The organism is Glutamicibacter sp. V16R2B1 (assembly GCF_005774635.1).
Classification (GTDB): Bacteria; Actinomycetota; Actinomycetes; order Actinomycetales; family Micrococcaceae; genus Glutamicibacter; species Glutamicibacter creatinolyticus.
The window spans coordinates 116,486-136,428 of record NZ_VATX01000010.1 but is presented as its reverse complement, the minus strand read 5'-3'; the positions used below and the strand labels follow the sequence as shown (position 1 = coordinate 136,428).

Below are 19,943 nucleotides of genomic sequence, written 5' to 3'. Positions count from 1 at the left end.
ACCCCAAAACACCGCCGTGGCGGGTGGCCGGCCTACGGGTCCGGCCACCCGCCACGGTTGTTTAAACCCGGATCCCTGGTGCCGGCGTGCCGCGCAGCGAGGCCGGCCATGCCAGCGCCCGCAGGCGCAGGCCCCAAGGCGAGGCGCCCCGCATTCGCTGGGCGAGGACCGCCAGGTCCTGCCCGGCCTGCACACCTTGGGCGGCGCCGGGGTGCTGGGCGGCGTAGAAGGAGCGTTCAATCAGCGCATCAAGCCGGGCCAGGGGTGGGCCGGCTGCCGGGAACTGGGCCGCGAGCCGGGCACAGTAGGCGGCCTCGGTTTCCCCGGACCGTAGTGGCTGCTGGTAGTCAGCGCCCAGGGCGCGCAGTTCTTCCCACACGGCGCCGGCGCCTGCCGCACCGCCCTGTTGCGCCACCTCCAGCCGCCGGCGGCGGACGGAGGCGCGCAGCAGCGGGGCGATGAGCAGCCCGAGCGCTGCCGCCGGCAGCAGCAGCCACGCGGTGGCGGCCGGCCAGCCGCGCTGCTCGCCCGGGCCCGGCGTTGTTTCGGTTGCCTGCCCCGTGGGCGCCGGGGTGCTGCTGGGCGGTGTCTCCTCCAGCGCCCGGTTGTCGTTGAGGGTGGGATCCGGGGCCGGTTCGGAACGGCGGACCGGGGCGTAGTTGGGGGTCACCCCGCGCCCGGGGGTCGGCTCAAAGGGGGTCCACCCCAAGCCCGGAAGGTACAGTTCGGGCCAGGCATGGGCGTCCTGGCCACTGACCCGGTACCCGTTGAGGGTGCGTTCGGTAAGGTCCGTGTCCTGGTTCATCCCGGCCAGGGAGGAGGTGTCCAGGGTGATGCTCTGCCCGGTGGCCTCTCCGGGGGCGAAGCCCACCGCAATCCGGCTAGGGATGCCGGCCTGCCGGGCCAGCAGCGCCATGGTGGAGGCGAAGTGCACGCAGTAGCCCTGGCGGCGCTCGAGGAACGCGGCGACAACCTTCATGTTTGCCCCGTCATACCCTTCACGCAGCGGGGTCTGCTCCGAGTAGCTGAACCGGGTGGAGCGCAGATAGTTCTGGATGGCCACGGCCTTGTCAAAGTCGCTGCCCGGGGTGCCGTTGGCCTCGAAGGCGCGGCGCAGGTTCTGCGCCAGCAGCTCGTGCACCGCCCCGCCCCCGTCCTCCGGCAGCCGGGTGAGCTGCTCATCCAGCGGCGGGGTGCGGCTTTCGAAGAACGCGAAGTTCCGCGCCAGCTCGGGGTTCAGCTCCGGCACGCTGTGGGTGACCAGCACGCTGCCGGTCTGCTGCCGGGACTCGCGGGTGAAGGAGGCGATGGCGGTCTGCGGCTGCCAGCGCCAGGCCCCCTGCAGGCCCTGGATGAGATAGGAATTCTGCGGCAGCGGCAGCTGCAGGTTGCGCGGCACCGGGTCCCAGGAGAGCTGGGTGACCTCCTGCTTCGCCCCGAAGGACATGTACTGATCGCGCAGCACCGTGTTCCCGCTGTACGCCAGGGCCTGCGGGTCGCGTTGCGGTTCCCATCGTGCGGCGGACAGGTCCTGGATCACGTCGGTGCGCAGGTAGGGGGCGGCCGACGCCGAGGTGTAGTAGCTGAGCAGGGTGCTGTTTCCGTTGCTGCGCAGGTCCCGGCCCAGGTTCAGCAGCGGGTCGATGTTGCTGGCAAACAGTTCCCCGGAGGGGCGGGTGCCTTCGGGGAACATGCCCTGGCGAAAACCGGGCATCCAGGTGCTGCTGGCCACCAGCACCACCGCGGCCACCAGGCCCAGCAGGCCGGAAAAACCCAGTTGCCGCCGCCCGGGCAGTGCCGAAGGCCGGCGGTGATACCGGTAGGGCAGGAACGTGGCGTATCCGATCATGGCCAGGAACTGGATCAGCAGGTAGCCGGTCCCGGCCCCGCTGAGCTTGAACAGGGAGGCCAGCACCGGGGCGAAGGCCAGCGGCAACACCACCAGCAGGGCCAGGCGCCGGGAGCTGGTCAGGGCTTCGACCAGTACCGCCAGGACCAGGCCCAGCAGCAGGAACGTGAAATCCACCGCCGCGGTGTACGCCACCTGGGGCACCTGGGTGGCAAACTCCAGGTTCGCGTTGTGCACCAGCTGCCCGAAGCGCTGCCCCCGCCCGCCGCCCAGGCCCGGATCGGCCAGCGCCGGGGAGAACCAGGCGCAGCCGGCCGCGACCAGCAGGCAGGCGAGCGGCGCCAGCCAGACCGGCAACCGGCTGGCACGCACCGCCGCCCCGGTGCCGTGCACCAGCAACAGCGGGAACCACAGGTTCCACAGCCAGCCGTGGCCCTCCACCACCCCGTGCAGGCTGGCCATCCCGGCCAGCAGGGCCGCCCACAGGCACAGCGCGGTGACCAGGTGCGCCAGCGGGTGCCCGGGCCGGGGCATTGCGGCCGGTTCGGCCGGTGCCGCTGCCGCGGGGGCCGGCGGCTCACGCAGCGCGGTGCTCATGGCGACTCCCACAGCCGGGCCAGCGGATCCTGCGCCCCATGCAGGTGCACCCGCCACGGGGTGAGCGCGAACTGGGCGGCCGCCTCCCGGTGCCGTTCGGGGTGCGCGCAGATCAGGAACACGTCCACGTTGCGCACCGTGCGGGACAGCCCGGCCAGCCAGCGGGCCTGGGCGACGCCCAGCTCCCCGAGCACCAGGAACACCGGTTCATCGGCGAATCCCAACAGCAGCTTGCCCAGCGATTCGGCCAGCCCGCGCGCGTCAGCCTCCTGCCCGCCCTCGCTCAGGCCCAGGCTGGTGGTTGCGGCGTGGAAGGCCTCGAAGCGGTCCAGCGCCGAGGCGCCGGACACCGCCGCCTGCGGGAACGGGATCTCACCGGCCCGCCCGGACGGGGCCGGGCGCGGGTTGTCCAGCTCCTGCCCGGCCAGATCTCGCACCATCAGCTGGTAGCCGTGCCGGGCATAGAGCTCGCCGATGCTGCAGGACAGGGACAGGGCCTTTTCAAAGCGCAGCGTGCTGGCTAGCGGGGCGCCGGTGCCCTGCGGGATCTCATGATTCAAATCCCCGGGGCCATGCCAGGCACTGCGCCGCCGGTCCAGCACGATCAGGCTGTGCGCGGTGGCCACATAGTTTTCCTGGCGCACCATCAGCCGGCCGTGGCGGGCGGTCGCCTTCCAGTGAACCTGGCGCAGCGAATCGCCCTGCTGGTGATCACGGATCCCCACATCGTAGTAGTCCACCGAGGCGCTCCGGGTGTGCCGAGCCTCACCGGTGAGCATGCGCTCGCCGAGCGCGGTGGAGTGCTCCAGGCGCAGACAGTGGGCGCGCACCGCGACGCCGCTTGCCTCACCGGTGTCCACCAGCCCGTCCACCAGCCCGCACGGGTCCGCCAGGCGCTGCTGGGCCGGGCCGAGCAGGTGCAGACCGCGGCGGCGGAAGACCAGTTCGTAGTCGAAACGGCCCGGAGCCTGGAAACTGGGGGCGGGCGGGTAGCCCTCGGGCAAGACCTCGCGGATCACCGCCGGCTGCTCACAGCGCAGGCTCACCGGCACCACCTCGCCCACGCTGACCGGGCGTTCGGGCAACACCCGGGTGATCTGACCGGCCAGCCGGCCCAGGCGCACCACCAGCCAGGCACACCCCACCAGGGCCAGCAGGGTCAGCCCCACGGCCATCAGCTCACGGCGCCCCAGCAGATGGGCCAGCCACAGCGCCGCCAGCCCGCTGCCGGCCACCACCCAGCCGCGCCGGGAGACCAAGTCCAGGTGCCAGCTGCGCAGCACGCCGAACCGTTCGGGCTCGCGCACCCAGGACAGCGAGTCGTTCGGGTCAAAGCGGGGAACCGGGCCCATCTCAGCCCGCCCCACCCACCGCAGTGTGCTGCAGGACCTCGCCGACCACCGTCTCGGGGTGCACGCCCTCGGCCAGGGCCCGCCGGGTCAGCAGCAGCCGGTGGCCCAGCAGCATCGGGGCGACCTCCCGCACATCCTCGGGCAGCACATGGTCCCGCCCGCAGACCGCCGCGTGGGACTTCGCGGCCCGCACCCACTGCAGCAGGGCGCGCGGCGAGGCACCGACCAGCACGTGCTGGTGCTCCCGGGTGGCCCGGCCCAAATCCACCACGTAGCCGGCCAGGCGTTCGGTCACGGTCACCCGCTGGACCTGCAACATCATCCGGCGCAGCCGCTCCAGGCCCAGCAGCGCACCGATCTCGGCCAACGGGTCGTGGCCGTGGTGGGTGCAGAGCATGGAGATTTCCGCCGCCCGGTCCGGGTAGCCCATGGAAATGCGGGCCATGAACCGGTCGCGCTGCGCCTCGGGCAGCGCAAAGGTGCCCTCCGCGTCAATCGGGTTCTGCGTGGCGATGACCATGAAGGGCCGCTGCAGCGGGTGGGTGACCGAGTCCACCGTGACCTGCAGCTCCTCCATGCACTCCAGCAGCGCCGCCTGCGTCTTGGCGTTGGCGCGGTTGATTTCGTCGGCGATCACGATGTTGGCGAACACCGGGCCGGGATGGAAGGTGAAGTCCTGGGTCTGCGGGGAGAACACCGATACCCCGGTCACGTCGCTGGGCAGCAAGTCCGGGGTGAATTGGATGCGGTTCACGGTGCCGTCCACGCTGCGGGCCAGCGCCTTGGCCAGCAGTGTCTTGCCCACTCCCGGCACGTCCTCCACCAGCAGGTGACCGCCGGCCAGGAGCACCACCAACGCCGTCTTGATGGCCTGCGGCTTGCCATCGATCACCGTGGACATGCCCTGGATGATTCGCTGGCATTGCTCACCGAAATCGGCATCAACACTTGGCAGCGTCTGGTGAACGCTCATCTGGCCCCTCCCGGTGGAAAAGTGCGGCGGTCGCCGGCTCCGGGACAGGTCCTGCCCGGTTGGCTTAACCCTACCAACGGAAGGTGAGGTACATCACGAATAGGTTCCGGCAGTCCGCGCACATCCAGCCAACCAGTGCTGCGGCGTTGCCCGGGACACTGCGCCGCGGCGGGCAGGATGGCAGAATCGTAGGCGGCGGGCACCGGTGCCGGGCACCGCAAGGAGAAGTGAAGGGAACACGGTGGGGCGAGGCAAGCAGATCAACTATCAGGCAATTCCGGAGGCCTACCGCCCCCGTGAGCAGGAGGGCGCGGCGGATGACGCCGAACGCAGCCGTTCGACCACGCAGGAGAAGGACGGAAGCAAGCGGAACCTGATCTACCCCGAGGCTCCCGAACCCCTGCCGCTGCCGGTCATCGACAACCACACCCACCTGGACTTCCGGGACGGGAAGCTGAATGTGAGCGTGGAGCAGGCGGTGCAGGCCGCCGCCCAGGTGGGAGTGGCCGGGCTGATCCAGGTCGGCTGCGATGTGCCCTCCTCGGAATTCGCGGTCCGCGCCGCCCAGCAAAACCCGGCCGTGCTGGCCGCCGTGGCCATCCACCCCAATGATGCGGCCCGGCTGGCCGAACGCGGACAGCTGGACGCGGCGATCGAGCGGATCGACGAGCTGGCCGGGCAGGAGCGGGTGCGGGCCGTGGGGGAAACCGGCCTGGACTACTTCCGCACCGGACCCGAGGGTCGGCCGGTGCAGGAGGAATCGTTCCGCCGCCACATCGAGATCGCCCGCCGCCACGGCAAGGCCCTGCAGATCCACGACCGCGACGCCCACCAGGACGTGGTGCGCGTGCTGCGTGATGAGCAGCTGCCGCCCAGGGTGGTCTTCCACTGCTTCTCCGGGGATGGCCAGCTGGCGCGCATCTGCAACGAAAACGGCTGGTACATGTCCTTCGCCGGAACCGTGAGCTTCAAGAACTCCACCGGCATCCAGGACGCCCTGGCCCTGGCCGACCCCCGGCTGATCCTGGTGGAAACCGACGCCCCGTTCCTGACCCCGCACCCCTACCGGGGCCGGCCCAACGCCAGCTACATGATCCCCTACACGCTGCGTTTCATGGCCGGGCATCGGGGTGCGGACCTGGAGCAGCTGTGCTCGCAGGTCATGGCGAACACCCTGGAGGTGTACGGCGCATTCTAAGCCCGGGCAGGTGTGTCGTGCGCCATTCACGCTTGCCTGATTATTACAATTCGGTTACGGTACTACAAGTGTCTCGCGCCGGGAGTGGCTGGAACCGCCCCCACAGCGACGCCGCGACAGCGCCGCAAAGCCCCGTACGGGGTGGCAGCGGCACGACGCATGGAAATTGTATGTACGTATTGGTGACCCACGGGTCACTGGGCCCGCCCGGGCCTCAGGCACCGGGAACCGGCGGCCCACAACCGATGGGGAACCATTCACTGTGATGCACTTGCTCAAGAAACGCTCGGTCAAGTTCCTGGCCCAGGCCGTAGCGGTCGCCGTCATCATCGCCGGCGCCGTCTTCTACATTGCCGGGCAGAAGTCCGTAACCCTGGCCATCGACGGGGACCAGCAGGTGCTGAACACCCGCGCCGCCACCGTCGAGGATCTGCTCGCCCAGCAGGACATCGCCCTGGGGGAACGCGACGAGGTCTTCCCGGCGCTGGATTCCTCGCTGGATGACGAGCAGACCGTTAAGGTCAAGCGCAACAAGTCGGTGCAGGTCTCGGTGGACGGCACCGACCGGGTCGTGCACACCACCGGGATGACCGTGGCCGACGTGGTCAAGCAGCTGGAACTGGAAAAGGGCGCCGAAGTGTCCCTCTCCGATGACATCGCCCTGATGTCACTGAGCGAAAGCATCGAAATCATCACCCCGAAGGTCGTGAACCTGAAGGTCGGCAAGGACAAGCGGCAGCAGGTGGAAACCACCGCGCAGAGCGTCGCCGAACTGCTGGACGCCGAGGGCGTGAAGCTGGATGAGAACGACGAGATCAATTTGAAGGCCGACGGCGAGACCACCAAGGACGCCAAGCCGGGCACCGAGATCAGCGACAAGATGGACGTCGACGTGATCCAGGTCGAGGTCAAGACCTGGGAAGAAACCCGCGACATCGCCTTCGGCACCGAGGAAGTCAAGGACTCCAAGCTTCAGAAGGGCAAGACCAAGGTCAAGACCAAGGGCGAAAAGGGCGAGCGCGAGCTGACCCTGCGCCAGGAAACCCGCAACGGCACGAAGGGCGAGGAAGAAGTCCTGAAGTCCAAGGTCACCAAGGAACCGGTCGCCAAGGTCATCAAGGTCGGCACCAAGAAGCCGGCCGAATCCAAGAGCGAGTCCAAGAAGAAGACCGCCACCCCCAAGAGCGTCTCCGGCGCCTGGTCGGCCCTGGCCAAGTGCGAATCCGGCGGCAACTGGTCGATCAACACCGGCAACGGCTACTACGGCGGCCTGCAGTTCTCCGCCTCCTCCTGGCGTGCCGTGGGCGGCACCAAGTACGCACCGCTGCCGCACCAGGCCACCCCGCAGGAGCAGGTGGCCGCAGCGGAGAAGCTGCGCGCCAGCGGCGGCTGGGGCCACTGGCCGGCCTGCGCCCGCAAGCTCGGCCTGCTCTAGAACCACGAATTTCCCCCCACAGCGACGCGACCACCCCAGCGGGCGGTCGCGTCGCTGTTCTATGGGGCGCCGCGGCGGCGCTGAACGCGGGCCGGACGCTGAACTAGTATTGGAGGCGTGATGCCTGAAGAACCCCTGCCGCTCCTGGGAGCCACCGAGATCCGACGCCTGGCCGATGAACTGGGCATCCGTCCCACCAAAACCCTGGGCCAGAACTTCGTGATCGACGGGAACACAATCCGGCGCATCGTCGCCGCCGCGGACCTTGACCCCGGCCAGACGGTGCTGGAGGTCGGACCCGGCCTCGGCTCGCTGACCCTGGGCATCCTGGACGCCGCCGCGAAGGTGGTGGCAGTGGAAATTGACCCGCCGCTGGCCCGACGGCTGCCCGAAACCGTCGCCGAGTTCCGTCCGGGCCGCGAAGCGGATCTCACCGTGATCCTCAGCGACGCACTGAAGGTCACCGAACTGCCCAATGAGCCCACCGCGCTGGTGGCCAACCTGCCCTACAACGTGGCCGTGCCGGTCGTGCTGCACCTGCTGGAGCACTTCCCCTCCATCCGCCACGGCCTGGTCATGGTCCAGGATGAGGTGGCCGACCGGATGAGCGCCGTCCCGGGCAGCAAGATCTACGGGGTGCCCTCCGTCAAGGGCGCCTGGTACGGCACCATGCGCAAGGCCGGGGTCATCGGCATGAACGTGTTCTGGCCGGCCCCCAAAATCCACTCCGGGCTGGTCTCCTTCACCCGGGACGCGGAGCGCGGCGACGCCCCGCCGCGCACCGAGGTCTTCGCCGTCATCGACGCCGCCTTCGCCCAGCGCCGCAAGACGCTGCGCGCCGCCCTGTCCGGCTGGGCCGGCTCCGGGGCCCGGGCTGAAGCGATCCTCAACCGTGCCGGGATCGACCCGCGCGAACGCGGCGAGAAGCTGGACATCGACGGGTTCATCGCCATCGCCCGCGCCGCCGCAGAAGTCACCGACGCAGCGGATGAAACCCCATGAACGAACCCAAGAACTTCGTGATCGCCCACGCCCCGGGCAAGATCAACTGCTACTTCCGGGTCGGCCCGCCGCGTGAGGACGGGTACCACGACGTGGCCAGCCTCTACGTGGCGGTCTCCCTGTTCGAGGAGATCCGCGCAACCCTGCGCCAAGACGGCGAACTTCACCTGCGCCTGGATGAGGCCTCCACGGTGGTCGACGAACCCGAAACCTTCCCGCTGGGCCCGGGCAACCTGGTCCACCAGGCCGCACAGCTGCTGCGCGAACACGCCGGGGTGAACCTGGGGGCCGATCTGGAGATCCTCAAACGGGTGCCGATCGCCGGGGGCATGGGCGGCGGCTCCGCCGACGCCGCCGCCACCCTGGTGGCCTGCAACGAACTGTGGGGCACCGGGCTGGACCGTGAGGAACTGGGCCGGCTCGGCGCCCGGCTGGGCGCCGATGTGCCCTTTGCGCTGATGGGCGGGGCCGCCATCGGACTGGGCGTGGGGGACCAGCTGGCCCCGCTGCTGACCCGGGCGCGCACCGACTGGGTGCTGATCCCGGCCAGCTACGGGCTGTCCACCCCACGGGTCTACGCCATGCTGGACCGGCTGCGCGCCGGGCAGTCGATCCCGGTGCCCACCGAAGTGGACCCGCAGGTCATCAAGGCCCTGATGGAACCCGACGCGCAGGCGCTGGCCGACACCCTGGTCAACGATTTGACCCAGGCCTCGCTGGCGCTGGCCCCCGAACTGGGCACCGTGCGCGACCTGGCCGAGGGGGCTGGGGCGCTGCGGGCCATGGTTTCCGGCTCCGGACCCACCCTGGCGCTGCTGGTGCGCGACGCCGAGCACGCCCGCGAGGTCATGGCCCAGCTGGGCGATGAGGTCGGGGTCGCCACCCTGGCCGTGCAGGCCCCCGCGCCCGGGGCGCGGATCGTCCACAGCCAGTAGCCTCCCGCCCTTCCCATCCCCGCCCTTCCCCGGTAGGCTTGCGCGAACACCCAGCCCCCGTGGGGGCGGATCAGGAGGAGGGGATCTGATGCAAGCCTGGCCCCGCAACGCGGCTCTGACGCTGCTGCTGATCGCCCTGGCACTGCTGGCCGTCTTTCAATGGCTGCCGGCGCTGCTGCTCTTCCCCGCCGCCGGTGCCCTGCTGGTTTGGAACCAGGCACCGCCCACGGGCCAGCGGCGTGGCGAATACTGAATTCCTTGCGCCGCTCAGGCGGCGAAACGCCGCCATTGCCAGGAAGGCGCCGCCCGCCTACGCTTAGCTGCAAGTGGGCCCGTCTTCGCCGGCCCGAGGCTGCAACGGGGCGGTGCGTTAGATGATCAACGGGCAGGTTTCACACTGGTGGGAACAACTGGGCAGCCCCCAGCCGCGTCCGGCGCTGCCCGGGTACCTGTCCACCGACGTGGCCATCGTCGGCGGCGGATTCACCGGCCTGTGGAGCGCCTACTACCTGAAAAAGCTGCAGCCGCTGCTGCGCGTGGTGGTGCTTGAACAACGTCACGTCGGCTACGGGGCCTCGGGACGGAACGGAGGGTGGCTGACCAACTCCATCACCGGCGGCCGGCAACGCCACGTGGCCCGCTTTGGTCGCAGTGGCGCCGAGGCGTTCCAGCAGGCCATGAACCGCAGCGTGGATGAGGTCATCGATGTCTGCCGGGCCGAGGTGATCGACGCCGACATTCAGCGCGGCGGGGAATTCCAAGTCGCCTACACCCCGGCCCAGGAGGCCCGGCTGCGCGCGGATTTTGCGTCCGAGCGCACCTGGGCGCACACCGACGTGCAGCTGCTGCAGGCCGCAGAGGCCCGCGCCCGGATCAACGTTGCCGGAACACGGGCGGCACTGTGGCACCCGCATGCGGCGCGGATCCATCCGGCAAAGCTGGTGACCGGACTGGCCGCGGCGGTGGAACGGATCGGTGTGGAGATCTACGAAGACACCCGGGTCACCGATATCCTGCCCCACCTGCTGCACACCACCCACGGCAGCGTCGCAGCCGAACACATCGTGCGGGCCACCGAGGGGTTCACCGCCGCCCTGCCCGGGCTGCGCCGGCTGTGGCTGCCGATGAACTCCTCAATGATTGTGACCGAGCCGCTGCCGCCAGTGGTGTGGGATGAGCTGAACTGGTCCAAGGGGGAGGTGTTGGGGGACTACGCGCACGTGTACATGTACGCCCAGCGCACCGCCGATGACCGGATCGCCATCGGGGGCCGCGGGGTGCCCTACAAATATGGGTCCGGCACCGACCTTGATGGGCGCACCGCGTCATCGACCGTCGCGGCATTGAGCGGCATCCTGCACCGCTTCTTTCCCGTCACCAGTCAGGCACGCATCGAGCACGCGTGGTCCGGGGTGCTGGGCGTGCCCCGGGACTGGGCGGCAACGGTGGGCCTGGACCGGGACACCGGGCTGGCCTGGGCCGGGGGATACGTGGGTACGGGGGTGAGCGCCACCAATTTGGCCGGACGGACCCTGGCCGACTTGATCCTGGGACGCGACAGCGAGCTGGTGCACCTGCCGTGGGTGGATCGCCAGGCCCGCCGATGGGAACCCGAGCCGCTGCGCTGGCTCGCCACCACCTCACTATATGCGGCCTATCATGCCGCCGACCGGTCTGAGGCCGCCGGACGTGAACGCACCTCGCCGATTGCCCGGATCGCCGATCTCATCACCGGCAAATCTTGAGCTGTTCAATCCGCAATTCGAACATCTGAGATCCTTCCCAGTTAACGCAGAGAGCTTGTTCGCGCTATCCTCCTTAAGAACGATGGCGAACTATGAAGATCACGAGTACCGTGACCTGAAGTGATTTATTGTTCTGGGATCGGTTATTTTTAGCGACCATTGCAGTGGACGTCATGGCCTGTGTAAACCCTGGAATAAGTTATCGAACACCTGCCTAAGGAGAACTATGGAAGAGCGCGTGGCTTTGCGCCAAACTCCGTATCCAATCCCCACGCTGGTCATGATGGGCGGCGCACTTCTTGTCGCCCTGATGTCGGTGGACTGGACCGGATCCGGCCAGGAACGCCCGATCTGGGTTTTCCTGCTGCCGCCAATCTTCGGGTCCGTCGGAAGCCTGCTTGGCCTCGCTCGCCGAGACTATTCCTGGGCGACCGCTTCGGCCATCCTGGGCCTGGGGCTGCTGCCCATGCCCATCATCCTCACCCTGCTTGTTGACGGAATGTAGCGACCCTGTCAATCCAGGTCCGCCCCGCGCCGGAACTACCGGCGCGCCACGGCGTCAGCCATCTGCTGTACGGTCTGGATCAGCAGCGGACGGGGCATCGCGAAATTCATGCGGAGAAAACCCTCCAGGCCGGAACCGCACTCCGCACCGTCCACCACCGCCACCTGGGCCTGCTGCAGCATGAACTGCTGGGCATTGGGCGGCAGGCTGAGCCCGCTGGTGTTCAGCCAGGCCAGATAGGTGCCTTGCGGCGCAAGCCAGTCAATGCCCGGCAGTTGCTCGGACAGCAGTTGCCCCAGCAGATCACGGTTGCCCTGCAGGTACTGCAGCACGTCATCACGCCAGGCAGCACCATGATCATAGGCCGCCACGGTCGCCCGCATGCCCGGCAGGGAAGCGCCATGGCTGATGAAAAAACCGTACTCCTGCCAGCGCTCAAGATCTTGCGGATTTGAGAAGATCAGCTGCGCGCACTTCAGGCCGGGAATGTTGAAGGTCTTGGACGCCGCGGTCGCAGTGATCGTCTGGCGCGCCGCGGCCGAGTTAACCGAGGCGTAGGGCAGGTGATCCCGTCCGTCAAAGCTGATGGACGCGTGGATTTCATCGGAAAATACCCGTGCGTCGCGCCGGGCCACGATGGCCGAGAGCTCCTCCAGCTCGGTGCGCGAGTACATTTTCCCAATGGGGTTGTGCGGGTTGCACAGAATCACCAGGCCGCCAGCCGGGGCCAGTGCCGTGTCGATGGCGGCCAGATCCATGTGCCAGCCGTGCTCATCCCGCAACATCGGCACTTCAATCACCCGCCGCTGGCGCAGACGCGGGAACTTCAGGAACGGCATGTAGGCGGGGGTGGGCAGCACCACCGGCGCCGCGGGATCAAGGAAATAATCCAGCACGCCGCCCAGCCCGGCCAGTACGTCTCCAGTCGGCACGATGTTCTGTACGCCAGGGGCCCAACCGAAGTTCGTCGAATAGTAGTCATTGGTGGCCCGGGCCAGCTCGTGTTCCAGCCACGGGGGAGCATAACCGGTCAGTTCGGAGGAGGCATACTCCTCCAGCGCCGTGCGGATTGGCGCAGCCAGACCAAAATCCATCTCCGCCACCCAGGCGCCCATGGCGTCGGGAAAACCTGTCCACTTCAGGGACCCGCCCGATCGTAGGGACTGAACACTGCGTTGGTCCCACTGCTTCCGATGCTCCGTCATCAGTCCACCCCGTCCCTAGTTGTACACTCGGAACGCGACTTCGCCCCCGGCAGCGGGGTCGATGCCGCCCAGCACTCGATCCACCACCTGGGCCCGTGCCTGTTCCTCAATCGGGTCTTCACTCAGCCGGGTGAGGTACTCCCGGTGCTCAGACAGTGCAGCGATCGCGGCGGTGATATCGGCCTCGCCGACCGGAACATAGTGGGTGGGGCTCTCGTCGGCAAATACCGCGATCATCCGCACGCCGGTCCAGACAGGTTCCTCCAGGTCCGGAAAGATCCAGGAGTTCGCGGCATCGGAGACCGAATCCAGCACTGCCCGGCCGACCGCCTGATGGTCAGCCGAGTTGCGGTTCACTCCACCAAAGGCCCGATCGAAGTTTAGGGTGATGACGACGTCGGGACGGTAGGCCCGGATTTTCTGGGCGAATTTGCGTCGCATCTGCAGGCCGTATTCCAGGCGGCCGTCCGGCATCCCGAGGAATTCGAGGTTTTGCACCCCAACATGTCCGATGGCCCGCTGTTGTTCCGCTTCACGCAGTGGACCGGACTGTGCCGGTGCGATGCCCTCGATGCCTGCCTCGCCTGAGGTCGCCAGCACGTAGCTGACTTCCTTGCCTTGCCCGGTCCAGCGATTGACCGCCAGTGCGGTTCCGTATTCGGGGTCATCGGGGTGGGCCATCAGCACCAGGGCCCGGTTCCAGTCCTCATCAAACAGTTCTAGGCTCATGCCGCGATTCTTCCCGATAAGCGGTGACTTGCCAATACTTCAAAAAAATCGCCAGAAGCCAGAAACAGGCGCCGTCCTGCTTGGGTTCCAGGCCAAGGCCTTTGCTTTAGCGGCCCATCAGAGAGGGAGGACAGCGATTCTGGGGCACTGCATGTTAACGAGCTGCCCGTCGGGACGGAGGAATTGCGGACCGTTGGGGTAGTGTCAGCCGTGCCGAGGTTGCTGAGACTACTCCGAAGACAGCAATGAGCGCGTTTGCCGTCGCCCTGTGTGGAAGTCGTCGTTCGGTCAGTGCTCTGTCGGCTGACCAGCTATCGTTTCATGAAGTGCTCGACCCGGAGGGATCATGAAAGAAACCGACTATGACCATTTCGCCGCCGCGTATTCCACGGAAAACCAGGGTAGCCTGCTCAACGCGTACTACGAGCGACCGGCCATGCTTGAACTTGCCGGAGACGTTGAGGGGCATCAGGTACTGGATGCCGGATGCGGATCTGGCCCCCTCATGGAAGAGCTGCGCAATCGGGGCGCCAATGTTGTTGGCTTCGATGCCAGCGCAGCCATGATCGACCTCGCCCGCAGCAGGCTCGGTTCGGCGGCAGATTTGTCGGTTGCAGACCTTAGCCGGCCACTTTCCTATTCCGATGATTCATTCGACGAGGTAATGGCATCCCTGGTTCTTCATTACCTGAAAGATTGGGTGGCGCCGCTTAGGGAATTTCGTCGCGTGCTTCGGCCCGATGGGCGGTTGATCGTATCCGTCAATCACCCAATCCTTTACCCGTGGACTCGCCCGGGCCAAGACTACTTCAAGCTCACCCGGTACAGCGATGAACTCACCTTCGACGGTCAATCCGCGAAGCTCACTTACTGGCACCGCCCGCTGCACATGATGACCGACGCCTTTTCGGAAGCTGGATTTCGAATCGAGGTGCTCAGCGAGCCAGGGTATTCGCCCGAAGCTCCCGCGGAAATCATTCCGCCTCAGTTCAAAGACCGAACCGCGTTTTTGAGTTTCATCTTCTTCGTTCTACGTCCCGATGGGTAGCGAGAAAGCCGCCAGCAGCCGCCTCCGGTGCTCAACCGACGATCTCTGAAAGTTCCAGCCAGCGTTCCTCAAGTTCATCGACCTGCTCCTGCAGTTCCCGCAATTCGGCCGTGAACTTTCCCAAGGCCTCATAGTCGCTTTGATCGTGCGCGGCCATCTTCTCGTGCAGCTTGCCGATCTTCTCGTTCAGCTGGCCCACCTTGCGCTCGTTGGCGTTCATTTCCTTCTGGGCCGCACGGATCTCGGCACCCGAGGGGCCAGCGGTCTTGGGCACCTGCGCTGCCCCGGCCTCGGGCTTGGCTCCGGAGCCGGATTCCTGGGCCTCGCGCAAACGCAGGTATTCATCGACGCCGCCTGGCACGTGGCGGAAGTGCCCTTTAAGGATCGCGTACTGCTGATCCGTGACGCGCTCCAACAGGTAGCGGTCGTGGGAAACCACAATCAGGGTGCCCGGCCAGGAATCGAGCAGGTCTTCCAGGGCGGCGAGCATGTCGGTATCCACATCGTTGGTGGGCTCATCCAGGATCATCACGTTCGGTTCGTTCATGAGGATCATCAGCAGCTGCAGGCGCCGGCGCTGTCCGCCGGAGAGCTCGGCGACCTTGGTGGACAGGTGCGCCCGGGAAAAGCCCAGGCGCTCCAGCAGCTGTGCCGGGGTCAGATCCTTGCCATCGACGTTAAAAGTGGTGCTGAAGCGGGAGAGCACCTCACGAACCTTGTCCTGGCCAATTTTCTGAAGTTCCCGAAACTGCTGGTCCAGTACGGCCAGCTTCACGGTCTTGCCCCGCTTGATTCGCCCGCTGCTGGGTTCCACGGTGCCGGCAATCAGGCCCAGCAGGGTGGATTTACCCGCGCCATTGGCGCCCAGGATGCCGGTTCGTTCGCCCGGACCGATCCGCCAGGTGAACGGCTTGAGGATTTGCCGGCCGTCAAAGCTGACCGACGTGTCGATCAGGTCCACCACATCCTTGCCGAGCCGGGCGGTGGCCATCTTCTTCAGCTCGATCGGGTTGCGGACCTCTGGCACATCGGTGATCAGCTGGTTGGCCGCCTCGATGCGGAACTTTGGTTTTGAGGTGCGGGCCGGGGCGCCGCGGCGCAGCCAGGCCAGTTCCTTCTTCATCATGTTCTGGCGCTTGGATTCGGTCACCGCTGCAATCCGGTCACGCTCCACCCGCTGCAGCACATAGGCCGCATAGCCGCCCTCGAAGGGCTCGACGATCTGGTCGTGCACTTCCCACGTGGTGGTGCACACCGCATCCAGGAACCAGCGGTCGTGCGTGACCACCATCAGCCCGCCGGTGTTCTTGGCCCAGCGGTGGTTCAGGTGCTGTGCCAGCCAGGCGATGCCCTCCACGTCCAGGTGGTTGGTCGGCTCGTCGAGGATGATCACGTCCCAGTCCTCGACCAACAGCGCGGCCAGTGCCACCCGGCGACGCTGACCGCCGGAGAGCGTGGATATCTTCGCTTCCCATTCCAGGTCGGAGACCAGCCCGGCGATGATGTCGCGGATCTTGGGGTCCGAGGCCCATTCGTGTTCGGCCTGGTTGCCCACGACCGATTCGCGCACTGACAGGGCCTCGTCCAGGGTGTCGGCCTGATCCAGGACCCCCACCCGCAGCCCCGAACGCTGCGTGACCCGGCCCGAGTTGGGCTCCAGCCGTCCGGCAAGCATGCGCAGCAGCGAGGACTTGCCGTCGCCGTTGCGCCCCACCACGCCGATGCGGTCGCCGTCGGAAATGCCGATGGTTACCGAATCAAAGACGGTGTGGGTGGGATATTCCAGATGCAGGGCTTCGCCCCCGAGTAAATGTGCCACGTCTCCAGTCTACGAACCGGTACCAAATCCATGAATACCACCTCCATGACGCGATTGAGACTGTGCCGCTTGTCACAGGCTGCGGATGGGGCGAATGCCGGAATGGCCAATCTGCGCGTGTGGGCGTAAGCGGCGAAGGGGGTCTGGGAACAAGGGAACTCGGGCAGGGGAGAAGCGTGTGCTCCCCTCGTCTTAAAGACGCAGGAATCCCGTGCGGGGCACGGCGATTTGTGATTTCACTACGCGCGGTGATCATGGCAGAATAATGAACTGTGCTTGACCCGGGCAGCCGGTGCCGGAGCACGATCCGCCCTGGTGTAATGGCAACACGCCAGCCTTTGGAGCTGTGCATTCTAGGTTCGAATCCTAGGGGCGGAACTCACGGCCAGTATGGCCCTGCCCACTGCGTTCATGCGATGTTCATTCCGCGCGCTAGACTATCCCATGGGTTTCTCAATATAGGCACGAGAGCCTTGAAACGACATCGCAGGAGAACACAACTTGAGCGATCAGGTCAACGCACCAGTAGCTGTCATCGTCCTCGCCGCAGGCGCCGGTACCCGAATGAAATCGGCGAAACCCAAAATCATGCACGAGATCGCCGGTCGCTCCATGGTGGTCCATGCATTGCACGCGGCAGCGGCTCTGGAACCGAAGAACCTGGTCGCCGTGGTGCGCCACCAGCGTGATCTGGTCGCCGCGCACATCCTGGACCACTTCCCGCAGCTGACCATCGCGGATCAGGACGAGGTGCCTGGCACCGGCCGCGCCGTGCAGCAGGGACTGCAGGCCGTGGACGGATACCTGGAAGGCACTGTCGTGGTGACCTACGGGGATGTGCCGCTGCTGACCAGCGAAGTCCTCAAGGACCTGGTTGCCGTCCACGAAGCCCAGGGCAACGCGGTCACCGTGCTGACCACCGAACTGGATGACCCCACCGGCTACGGCCGAATCCTGCGCGACGCGCAGGGGGATGTCACCGCGATTCGTGAACAAAAGGATGCGACCGCCGAGGAACTGGCGGTGAAGGAAATCAATTCCGGCATCTACGCGTTCGACGCCGCCATGCTCACCAGCGCGCTGCAGGAAGTGACCACCGAGAACGCGCAGGGCGAAATGTACCTGACCGACGTGCTGGCCATCGCCCGCAACCGCGGCGGCCGGGTGGCCACCGCCCAGATTTCGGACCGCTGGCAGATCGAGGGCGCCAACGACCGCGTCCAGGTTCAGCGCCTGGGCCAGGTGCTCAACGAGCGGCTGTGCGAGCACTGGATGCGCCAGGGCGTGACCATCATCGACCCCTCCACCACCTGGATCGACACCACCGTGGTGCTCAGCCAGGACGTGACCATCAAGCCCGGCACCCAGCTGCACGGCAACACCATGATCGGCACCGGCGCGGTGATCGGCCCGGACACCACCTTGACCAACGTGGTCGTCGGCCAGAACGCCACCGTCAAGCGCACCGACGCCACCGACTCGCGCATCGGGGAAGGGGCCACCGTCGGCCCGTTCACCTACCTGCGCCCCGGCACCGAGCTCGGCTCGGACGGAAAGATCGGCGCCTTCTATGAGACGAAGAACGTCAGCATCGGGCGCGGCTCCAAACTCTCGCACCTCGGCTACGCCGGGGACGCTGAAATCGGTGAGTACACCAACATCGGGTGTGGCAACATCACCGCAAACTACGACGGCGTGAAGAAGCACTGGACCAAGATCGGTTCGCACGTGCGCACCAGCTCGAACACCGTGTTCGTGGCCCCGGTCGAAATCGGGGACGGCGCGTACACCGGTGCCGGAGCCGTCGTCCGCAAGAACGTCCCGGCCGGTGCCCTGGCACTGTCCGTGGCTCCGCAGCGCAACTCCGAAGGGTGGACCCTGGCCAAGCGCCCGGGCAGCGCCTCGGCAGACGCTGCCTTCAAGGCGGCCCTGGACACCTCGGATATCGAGTAGCCAGGCATCCCCCGGAATTTCCTCAGAAACCACCTCTACGTGATAGCGAAGCGAGCGAGAAAGCAAACCCATGAGTGAAATTAGCCATAACGTCGACAAGAAGCTGGTCTTGGCGACCGGCCGCGCCCACCCGCAGCTTGCGGAAGAAGTGGCGAAGGCACTGGACACCGAACTGCTTCCGTTGAACGCCTACGATTTCGCCAATGGTGAGATCTACGTTCGCTCGGACGAGTCGGTGCGCGGCAAGGACGTCTTTTTGATGCAGTCCTATCCGGCACCGCTGAACAACTGGCTGATGGAACAGCTGATCATGATCGACTCGATGAAGCGGGCCAGCGCCCAGCGCATCACCGTGGTCGCCCCGTTCTACCCCTACGCCCGCCAGGACAAGAAGGGCCGCGGCCGCGAGCCGATCTCGGCCCGCCTGGTGGCCGACCTGTTCAAGGCCGCCGGCGCGGACCGCATCATCTCCTGCGACCTGCACACCGCGCAGATCCAGGGCTTCTTCGACGGTCCGGTTGACCACCTCTTCGCTTTCCCGCTGCTGGCCGACTACATCCGCGACATCGTCGAGGATGACAAGATTACCGTGGTTTCCCCGGACACCGGACGCGTGCGCGTGGCAGAGCAGTGGGCCGAACGCCTGGGCGGCGCCCCGCTGGCGTTCGTGCACAAGTCCCGCGATCTGACCATGCCGAACCAGGCCGAGTCCAAGACCGTGGTCGGCCAGGTCAAGGGCCGCACAGCGGTGTTGATTGACGACATGATCGACACCGGCGGCACGATCGCCGGGGCGGTGCGCGTGCTGAAGGAAGCCGGTGCGAAGGACGTCATCATCGCCGCCACCCACGCCGTGTTCTCCGAGCCGGCCTCCCAGCGCCTGGCCGAATGCGGTGCCCGTGAGGTCGTGGTGACCAACACCCTGCCGATCCCGGAGGAAAAGCGCTTCGAGAACCTGACCGTGCTGTCCATCGCACCGCTGCTGGCCCGCGCCATCAGCGAAGTGTTCAAGGACGGTTCGGTGACCAACCTGTTCGACGGCCGCGCCTAAGCGCAGCTGAACTTCCACGACCGCTGGCCGGCCCCCGCTCCCGGGGTGCCGGCCAGCGGTCTTTGGGAAGGTGCCCGGCGGCCCGGCTCAGTTCACCGCAAAGGGGTCGGCCAGGGTTGCGGCGAGGGAAGCTTCCAGCAGTTCGCGCAGCGCCGCCTGGTCCACACCCTCAAGCCGGGTCAAATACAGGCACGCCTTGCTCGCCTTGTATTTGCCCAGTCGTTCCAGCAGCTGCGGCCACCGCTGGGCAAAGTCGCTGACCAGGTAGATGGTGTGCCGGCTCGCGCCCGGGGCAAAGGCCAGCAACGGGGCATGCCCCCCATGGCCGGTGGCGTACCGGTACTCGTACTGCCCGAAGCCGATAATGCGTCCGGCCCACACCACCGGTTCCTGCCCACTGATCTGCCCGAACAGCTCCAGCAGCTGCTCGACCTCAGCGCGGCGTGGACCGCTGGCGCGATCCAGTACCGGCCCGACGGGCAGATCCGAGGGTGACATTGCCGGTTCCTTGCCTGCCATGATCGTCCTTCCGAAAAACAGCTGATTG

Annotated in this window: 17 protein-coding genes and 1 tRNA gene; 11 read left to right on the top strand and 7 right to left on the bottom strand. The window is 66.8% G+C overall.

Annotated features, from left to right (window positions below; translation table 11 throughout):
- Positions 1-61: 61 nt before the first annotated feature.
- Genes FDN03_RS06980 through FDN03_RS06970 form a run of 3 tightly spaced genes read right to left on the bottom strand, consistent with a single transcriptional unit; the run spans position 62 to position 4,771 of the window.
- The gene (locus tag FDN03_RS06980; protein ID WP_138175385.1) at positions 62-2,446 is read right to left on the bottom strand and encodes a transglutaminase domain-containing protein; all 2,385 of its coding nucleotides are present in this window, start codon (positions 2,444-2,446) and stop codon (positions 62-64) included.
- Positions 2,443-3,813 (bottom strand): DUF58 domain-containing protein, encoded by a 1,371-nt coding sequence (locus FDN03_RS06975; protein ID WP_138175383.1) that lies wholly within the window; start codon positions 3,811-3,813, stop codon positions 2,443-2,445. The genes FDN03_RS06980 and FDN03_RS06975 overlap by 4 nt, the downstream gene beginning before the upstream one ends.
- Positions 3,800-4,771 carry a MoxR family ATPase gene (locus tag FDN03_RS06970; protein WP_138175381.1) on the bottom strand — a complete coding sequence of 324 codons (972 nt, stop codon included), beginning with the start codon at positions 4,769-4,771 and terminating at the stop codon, positions 3,800-3,802. Before FDN03_RS06970 ends, FDN03_RS06975 begins: the two co-directional genes overlap by 14 nt.
- 241 nt (positions 4,772-5,012) lie before the next feature.
- Here FDN03_RS06970 and FDN03_RS06965 point away from each other — a divergent pair, with 241 nt between their 5' ends.
- The 7 genes from FDN03_RS06965 to FDN03_RS06940 all read left to right on the top strand — a co-directional run bounded on the left by FDN03_RS06965 (position 5,013) and on the right by FDN03_RS06940 (position 11,591).
- The gene (locus FDN03_RS06965; RefSeq protein ID WP_249354397.1) at positions 5,013-5,969 is read left to right on the top strand and encodes a TatD family hydrolase; all 957 of its coding nucleotides are present in this window, start codon (positions 5,013-5,015) and stop codon (positions 5,967-5,969) included.
- A 265-nt stretch (positions 5,970-6,234) separates the two neighbouring features.
- Positions 6,235-7,404, top strand: coding sequence for a resuscitation-promoting factor (locus FDN03_RS16925; RefSeq protein WP_171021159.1), 1,170 nt, complete (start codon positions 6,235-6,237; stop codon positions 7,402-7,404).
- Positions 7,405-7,524: 120 nt separating this feature from the next.
- Entirely contained in the window at positions 7,525-8,406 is an 882-nt protein-coding gene (rsmA, locus tag FDN03_RS06955; protein WP_138175377.1) for a 16S rRNA (adenine(1518)-N(6)/adenine(1519)-N(6))-dimethyltransferase RsmA, read from the top strand.
- Positions 8,403-9,341 carry a 4-(cytidine 5'-diphospho)-2-C-methyl-D-erythritol kinase gene (locus FDN03_RS06950; protein ID WP_138175375.1) on the top strand — a complete coding sequence of 313 codons (939 nt, stop codon included), beginning with the start codon at positions 8,403-8,405 and terminating at the stop codon, positions 9,339-9,341. The genes rsmA and FDN03_RS06950 overlap by 4 nt, the downstream gene beginning before the upstream one ends.
- A gap of 88 nt (positions 9,342-9,429) precedes the next feature.
- A complete protein-coding gene (locus FDN03_RS16395) occupies positions 9,430-9,594 on the top strand; it encodes a hypothetical protein (protein WP_171021155.1) in 165 nt (54 codons plus the stop codon).
- A gap of 121 nt (positions 9,595-9,715) precedes the next feature.
- Positions 9,716-11,086 carry an FAD-binding oxidoreductase gene (locus FDN03_RS06945; protein WP_138175373.1) on the top strand — a complete coding sequence of 457 codons (1,371 nt, stop codon included), beginning with the start codon at positions 9,716-9,718 and terminating at the stop codon, positions 11,084-11,086.
- A gap of 226 nt (positions 11,087-11,312) precedes the next feature.
- Positions 11,313-11,591 (top strand): hypothetical protein, encoded by a 279-nt coding sequence (locus tag FDN03_RS06940; RefSeq protein WP_054820608.1) that lies wholly within the window; start codon positions 11,313-11,315, stop codon positions 11,589-11,591.
- A 35-nt stretch (positions 11,592-11,626) separates the two neighbouring features.
- Here the strand turns inward: FDN03_RS06940 and FDN03_RS06935 are convergent, their stop codons facing one another.
- Positions 11,627-12,685 (bottom strand): aminotransferase class I/II-fold pyridoxal phosphate-dependent enzyme, encoded by a 1,059-nt coding sequence (locus FDN03_RS06935; protein ID WP_171021154.1) that lies wholly within the window; start codon positions 12,683-12,685, stop codon positions 11,627-11,629.
- Positions 12,686-12,811: 126 nt separating this feature from the next.
- Entirely contained in the window at positions 12,812-13,525 is a 714-nt protein-coding gene (locus FDN03_RS06930) for a PIG-L family deacetylase (RefSeq protein WP_138175369.1), read from the bottom strand.
- A 346-nt stretch (positions 13,526-13,871) separates the two neighbouring features.
- Here FDN03_RS06930 and FDN03_RS06925 point away from each other — a divergent pair, with 346 nt between their 5' ends.
- Positions 13,872-14,573 (top strand): methyltransferase domain-containing protein, encoded by a 702-nt coding sequence (locus FDN03_RS06925; protein WP_138175367.1) that lies wholly within the window; start codon positions 13,872-13,874, stop codon positions 14,571-14,573.
- A gap of 31 nt (positions 14,574-14,604) precedes the next feature.
- On the opposite strand, the gene FDN03_RS06920 is transcribed toward FDN03_RS06925, so the two are convergent.
- A complete protein-coding gene (locus FDN03_RS06920; protein ID WP_138175365.1) occupies positions 14,605-16,392 on the bottom strand; it encodes an ABC-F family ATP-binding cassette domain-containing protein in 1,788 nt (595 codons plus the stop codon).
- A 306-nt stretch (positions 16,393-16,698) separates the two neighbouring features.
- Here FDN03_RS06920 and FDN03_RS06915 point away from each other — a divergent pair.
- The 3 genes from FDN03_RS06915 to FDN03_RS06905 all read left to right on the top strand — a co-directional run bounded on the left by FDN03_RS06915 (position 16,699) and on the right by FDN03_RS06905 (position 19,396).
- Positions 16,699-16,770, top strand: a tRNA-Gln gene (locus tag FDN03_RS06915).
- Positions 16,771-16,893: 123 nt separating this feature from the next.
- Entirely contained in the window at positions 16,894-18,345 is a 1,452-nt protein-coding gene (glmU, locus tag FDN03_RS06910; protein ID WP_138175363.1) for a bifunctional UDP-N-acetylglucosamine diphosphorylase/glucosamine-1-phosphate N-acetyltransferase GlmU, read from the top strand.
- Between the two features lie 70 nt (positions 18,346-18,415).
- Entirely contained in the window at positions 18,416-19,396 is a 981-nt protein-coding gene (locus FDN03_RS06905) for a ribose-phosphate diphosphokinase (RefSeq protein WP_138175361.1), read from the top strand.
- 87 nt (positions 19,397-19,483) lie between these two features.
- On the opposite strand, the gene FDN03_RS06900 is transcribed toward FDN03_RS06905, so the two are convergent.
- Positions 19,484-19,894: a DUF1801 domain-containing protein gene (locus tag FDN03_RS06900; protein WP_249354395.1), complete on the bottom strand. Its 411-nt coding sequence runs from the start codon at positions 19,892-19,894 to the stop codon at positions 19,484-19,486.
- Between the last annotated feature and the right edge of the window lie 49 nt (positions 19,895-19,943).

Bases quoted from the DNA above. Each gene is read 5' to 3' on its own strand.
- FDN03_RS06980 (WP_138175385.1), bottom strand. From the start codon at position 2,446: ATGAGCACCGCGCTGCGTGAGCCGCCGGCCCCCGCGGCAGCGGCACCG.
- FDN03_RS06970 (WP_138175381.1), bottom strand. From the start codon at position 4,771: ATGAGCGTTCACCAGACGCTGCCAAGTGTTGATGCCGATTTCGGTGAG.
- FDN03_RS16925 (WP_171021159.1), top strand. From the start codon at position 6,235: ATGCACTTGCTCAAGAAACGCTCGGTCAAGTTCCTGGCCCAGGCCGTA.
- rsmA (WP_138175377.1), top strand. From the start codon at position 7,525: ATGCCTGAAGAACCCCTGCCGCTCCTGGGAGCCACCGAGATCCGACGC.
- FDN03_RS06950 (WP_138175375.1), top strand. From the start codon at position 8,403: ATGAACGAACCCAAGAACTTCGTGATCGCCCACGCCCCGGGCAAGATC.
- FDN03_RS16395 (WP_171021155.1), top strand. From the start codon at position 9,430: ATGCAAGCCTGGCCCCGCAACGCGGCTCTGACGCTGCTGCTGATCGCC.
- FDN03_RS06945 (WP_138175373.1), top strand. From the start codon at position 9,716: ATGATCAACGGGCAGGTTTCACACTGGTGGGAACAACTGGGCAGCCCC.
- FDN03_RS06940 (WP_054820608.1), top strand. From the start codon at position 11,313: ATGGAAGAGCGCGTGGCTTTGCGCCAAACTCCGTATCCAATCCCCACG.
- FDN03_RS06935 (WP_171021154.1), bottom strand. From the start codon at position 12,685: ATGGATTTTGGTCTGGCTGCGCCAATCCGCACGGCGCTGGAGGAGTAT.
- FDN03_RS06930 (WP_138175369.1), bottom strand. From the start codon at position 13,525: ATGAGCCTAGAACTGTTTGATGAGGACTGGAACCGGGCCCTGGTGCTG.
- FDN03_RS06925 (WP_138175367.1), top strand. From the start codon at position 13,872: ATGAAAGAAACCGACTATGACCATTTCGCCGCCGCGTATTCCACGGAA.
- FDN03_RS06905 (WP_138175361.1), top strand. From the start codon at position 18,416: ATGAGTGAAATTAGCCATAACGTCGACAAGAAGCTGGTCTTGGCGACC.
- FDN03_RS06900 (WP_249354395.1), bottom strand. From the start codon at position 19,894: ATGTCACCCTCGGATCTGCCCGTCGGGCCGGTACTGGATCGCGCCAGC.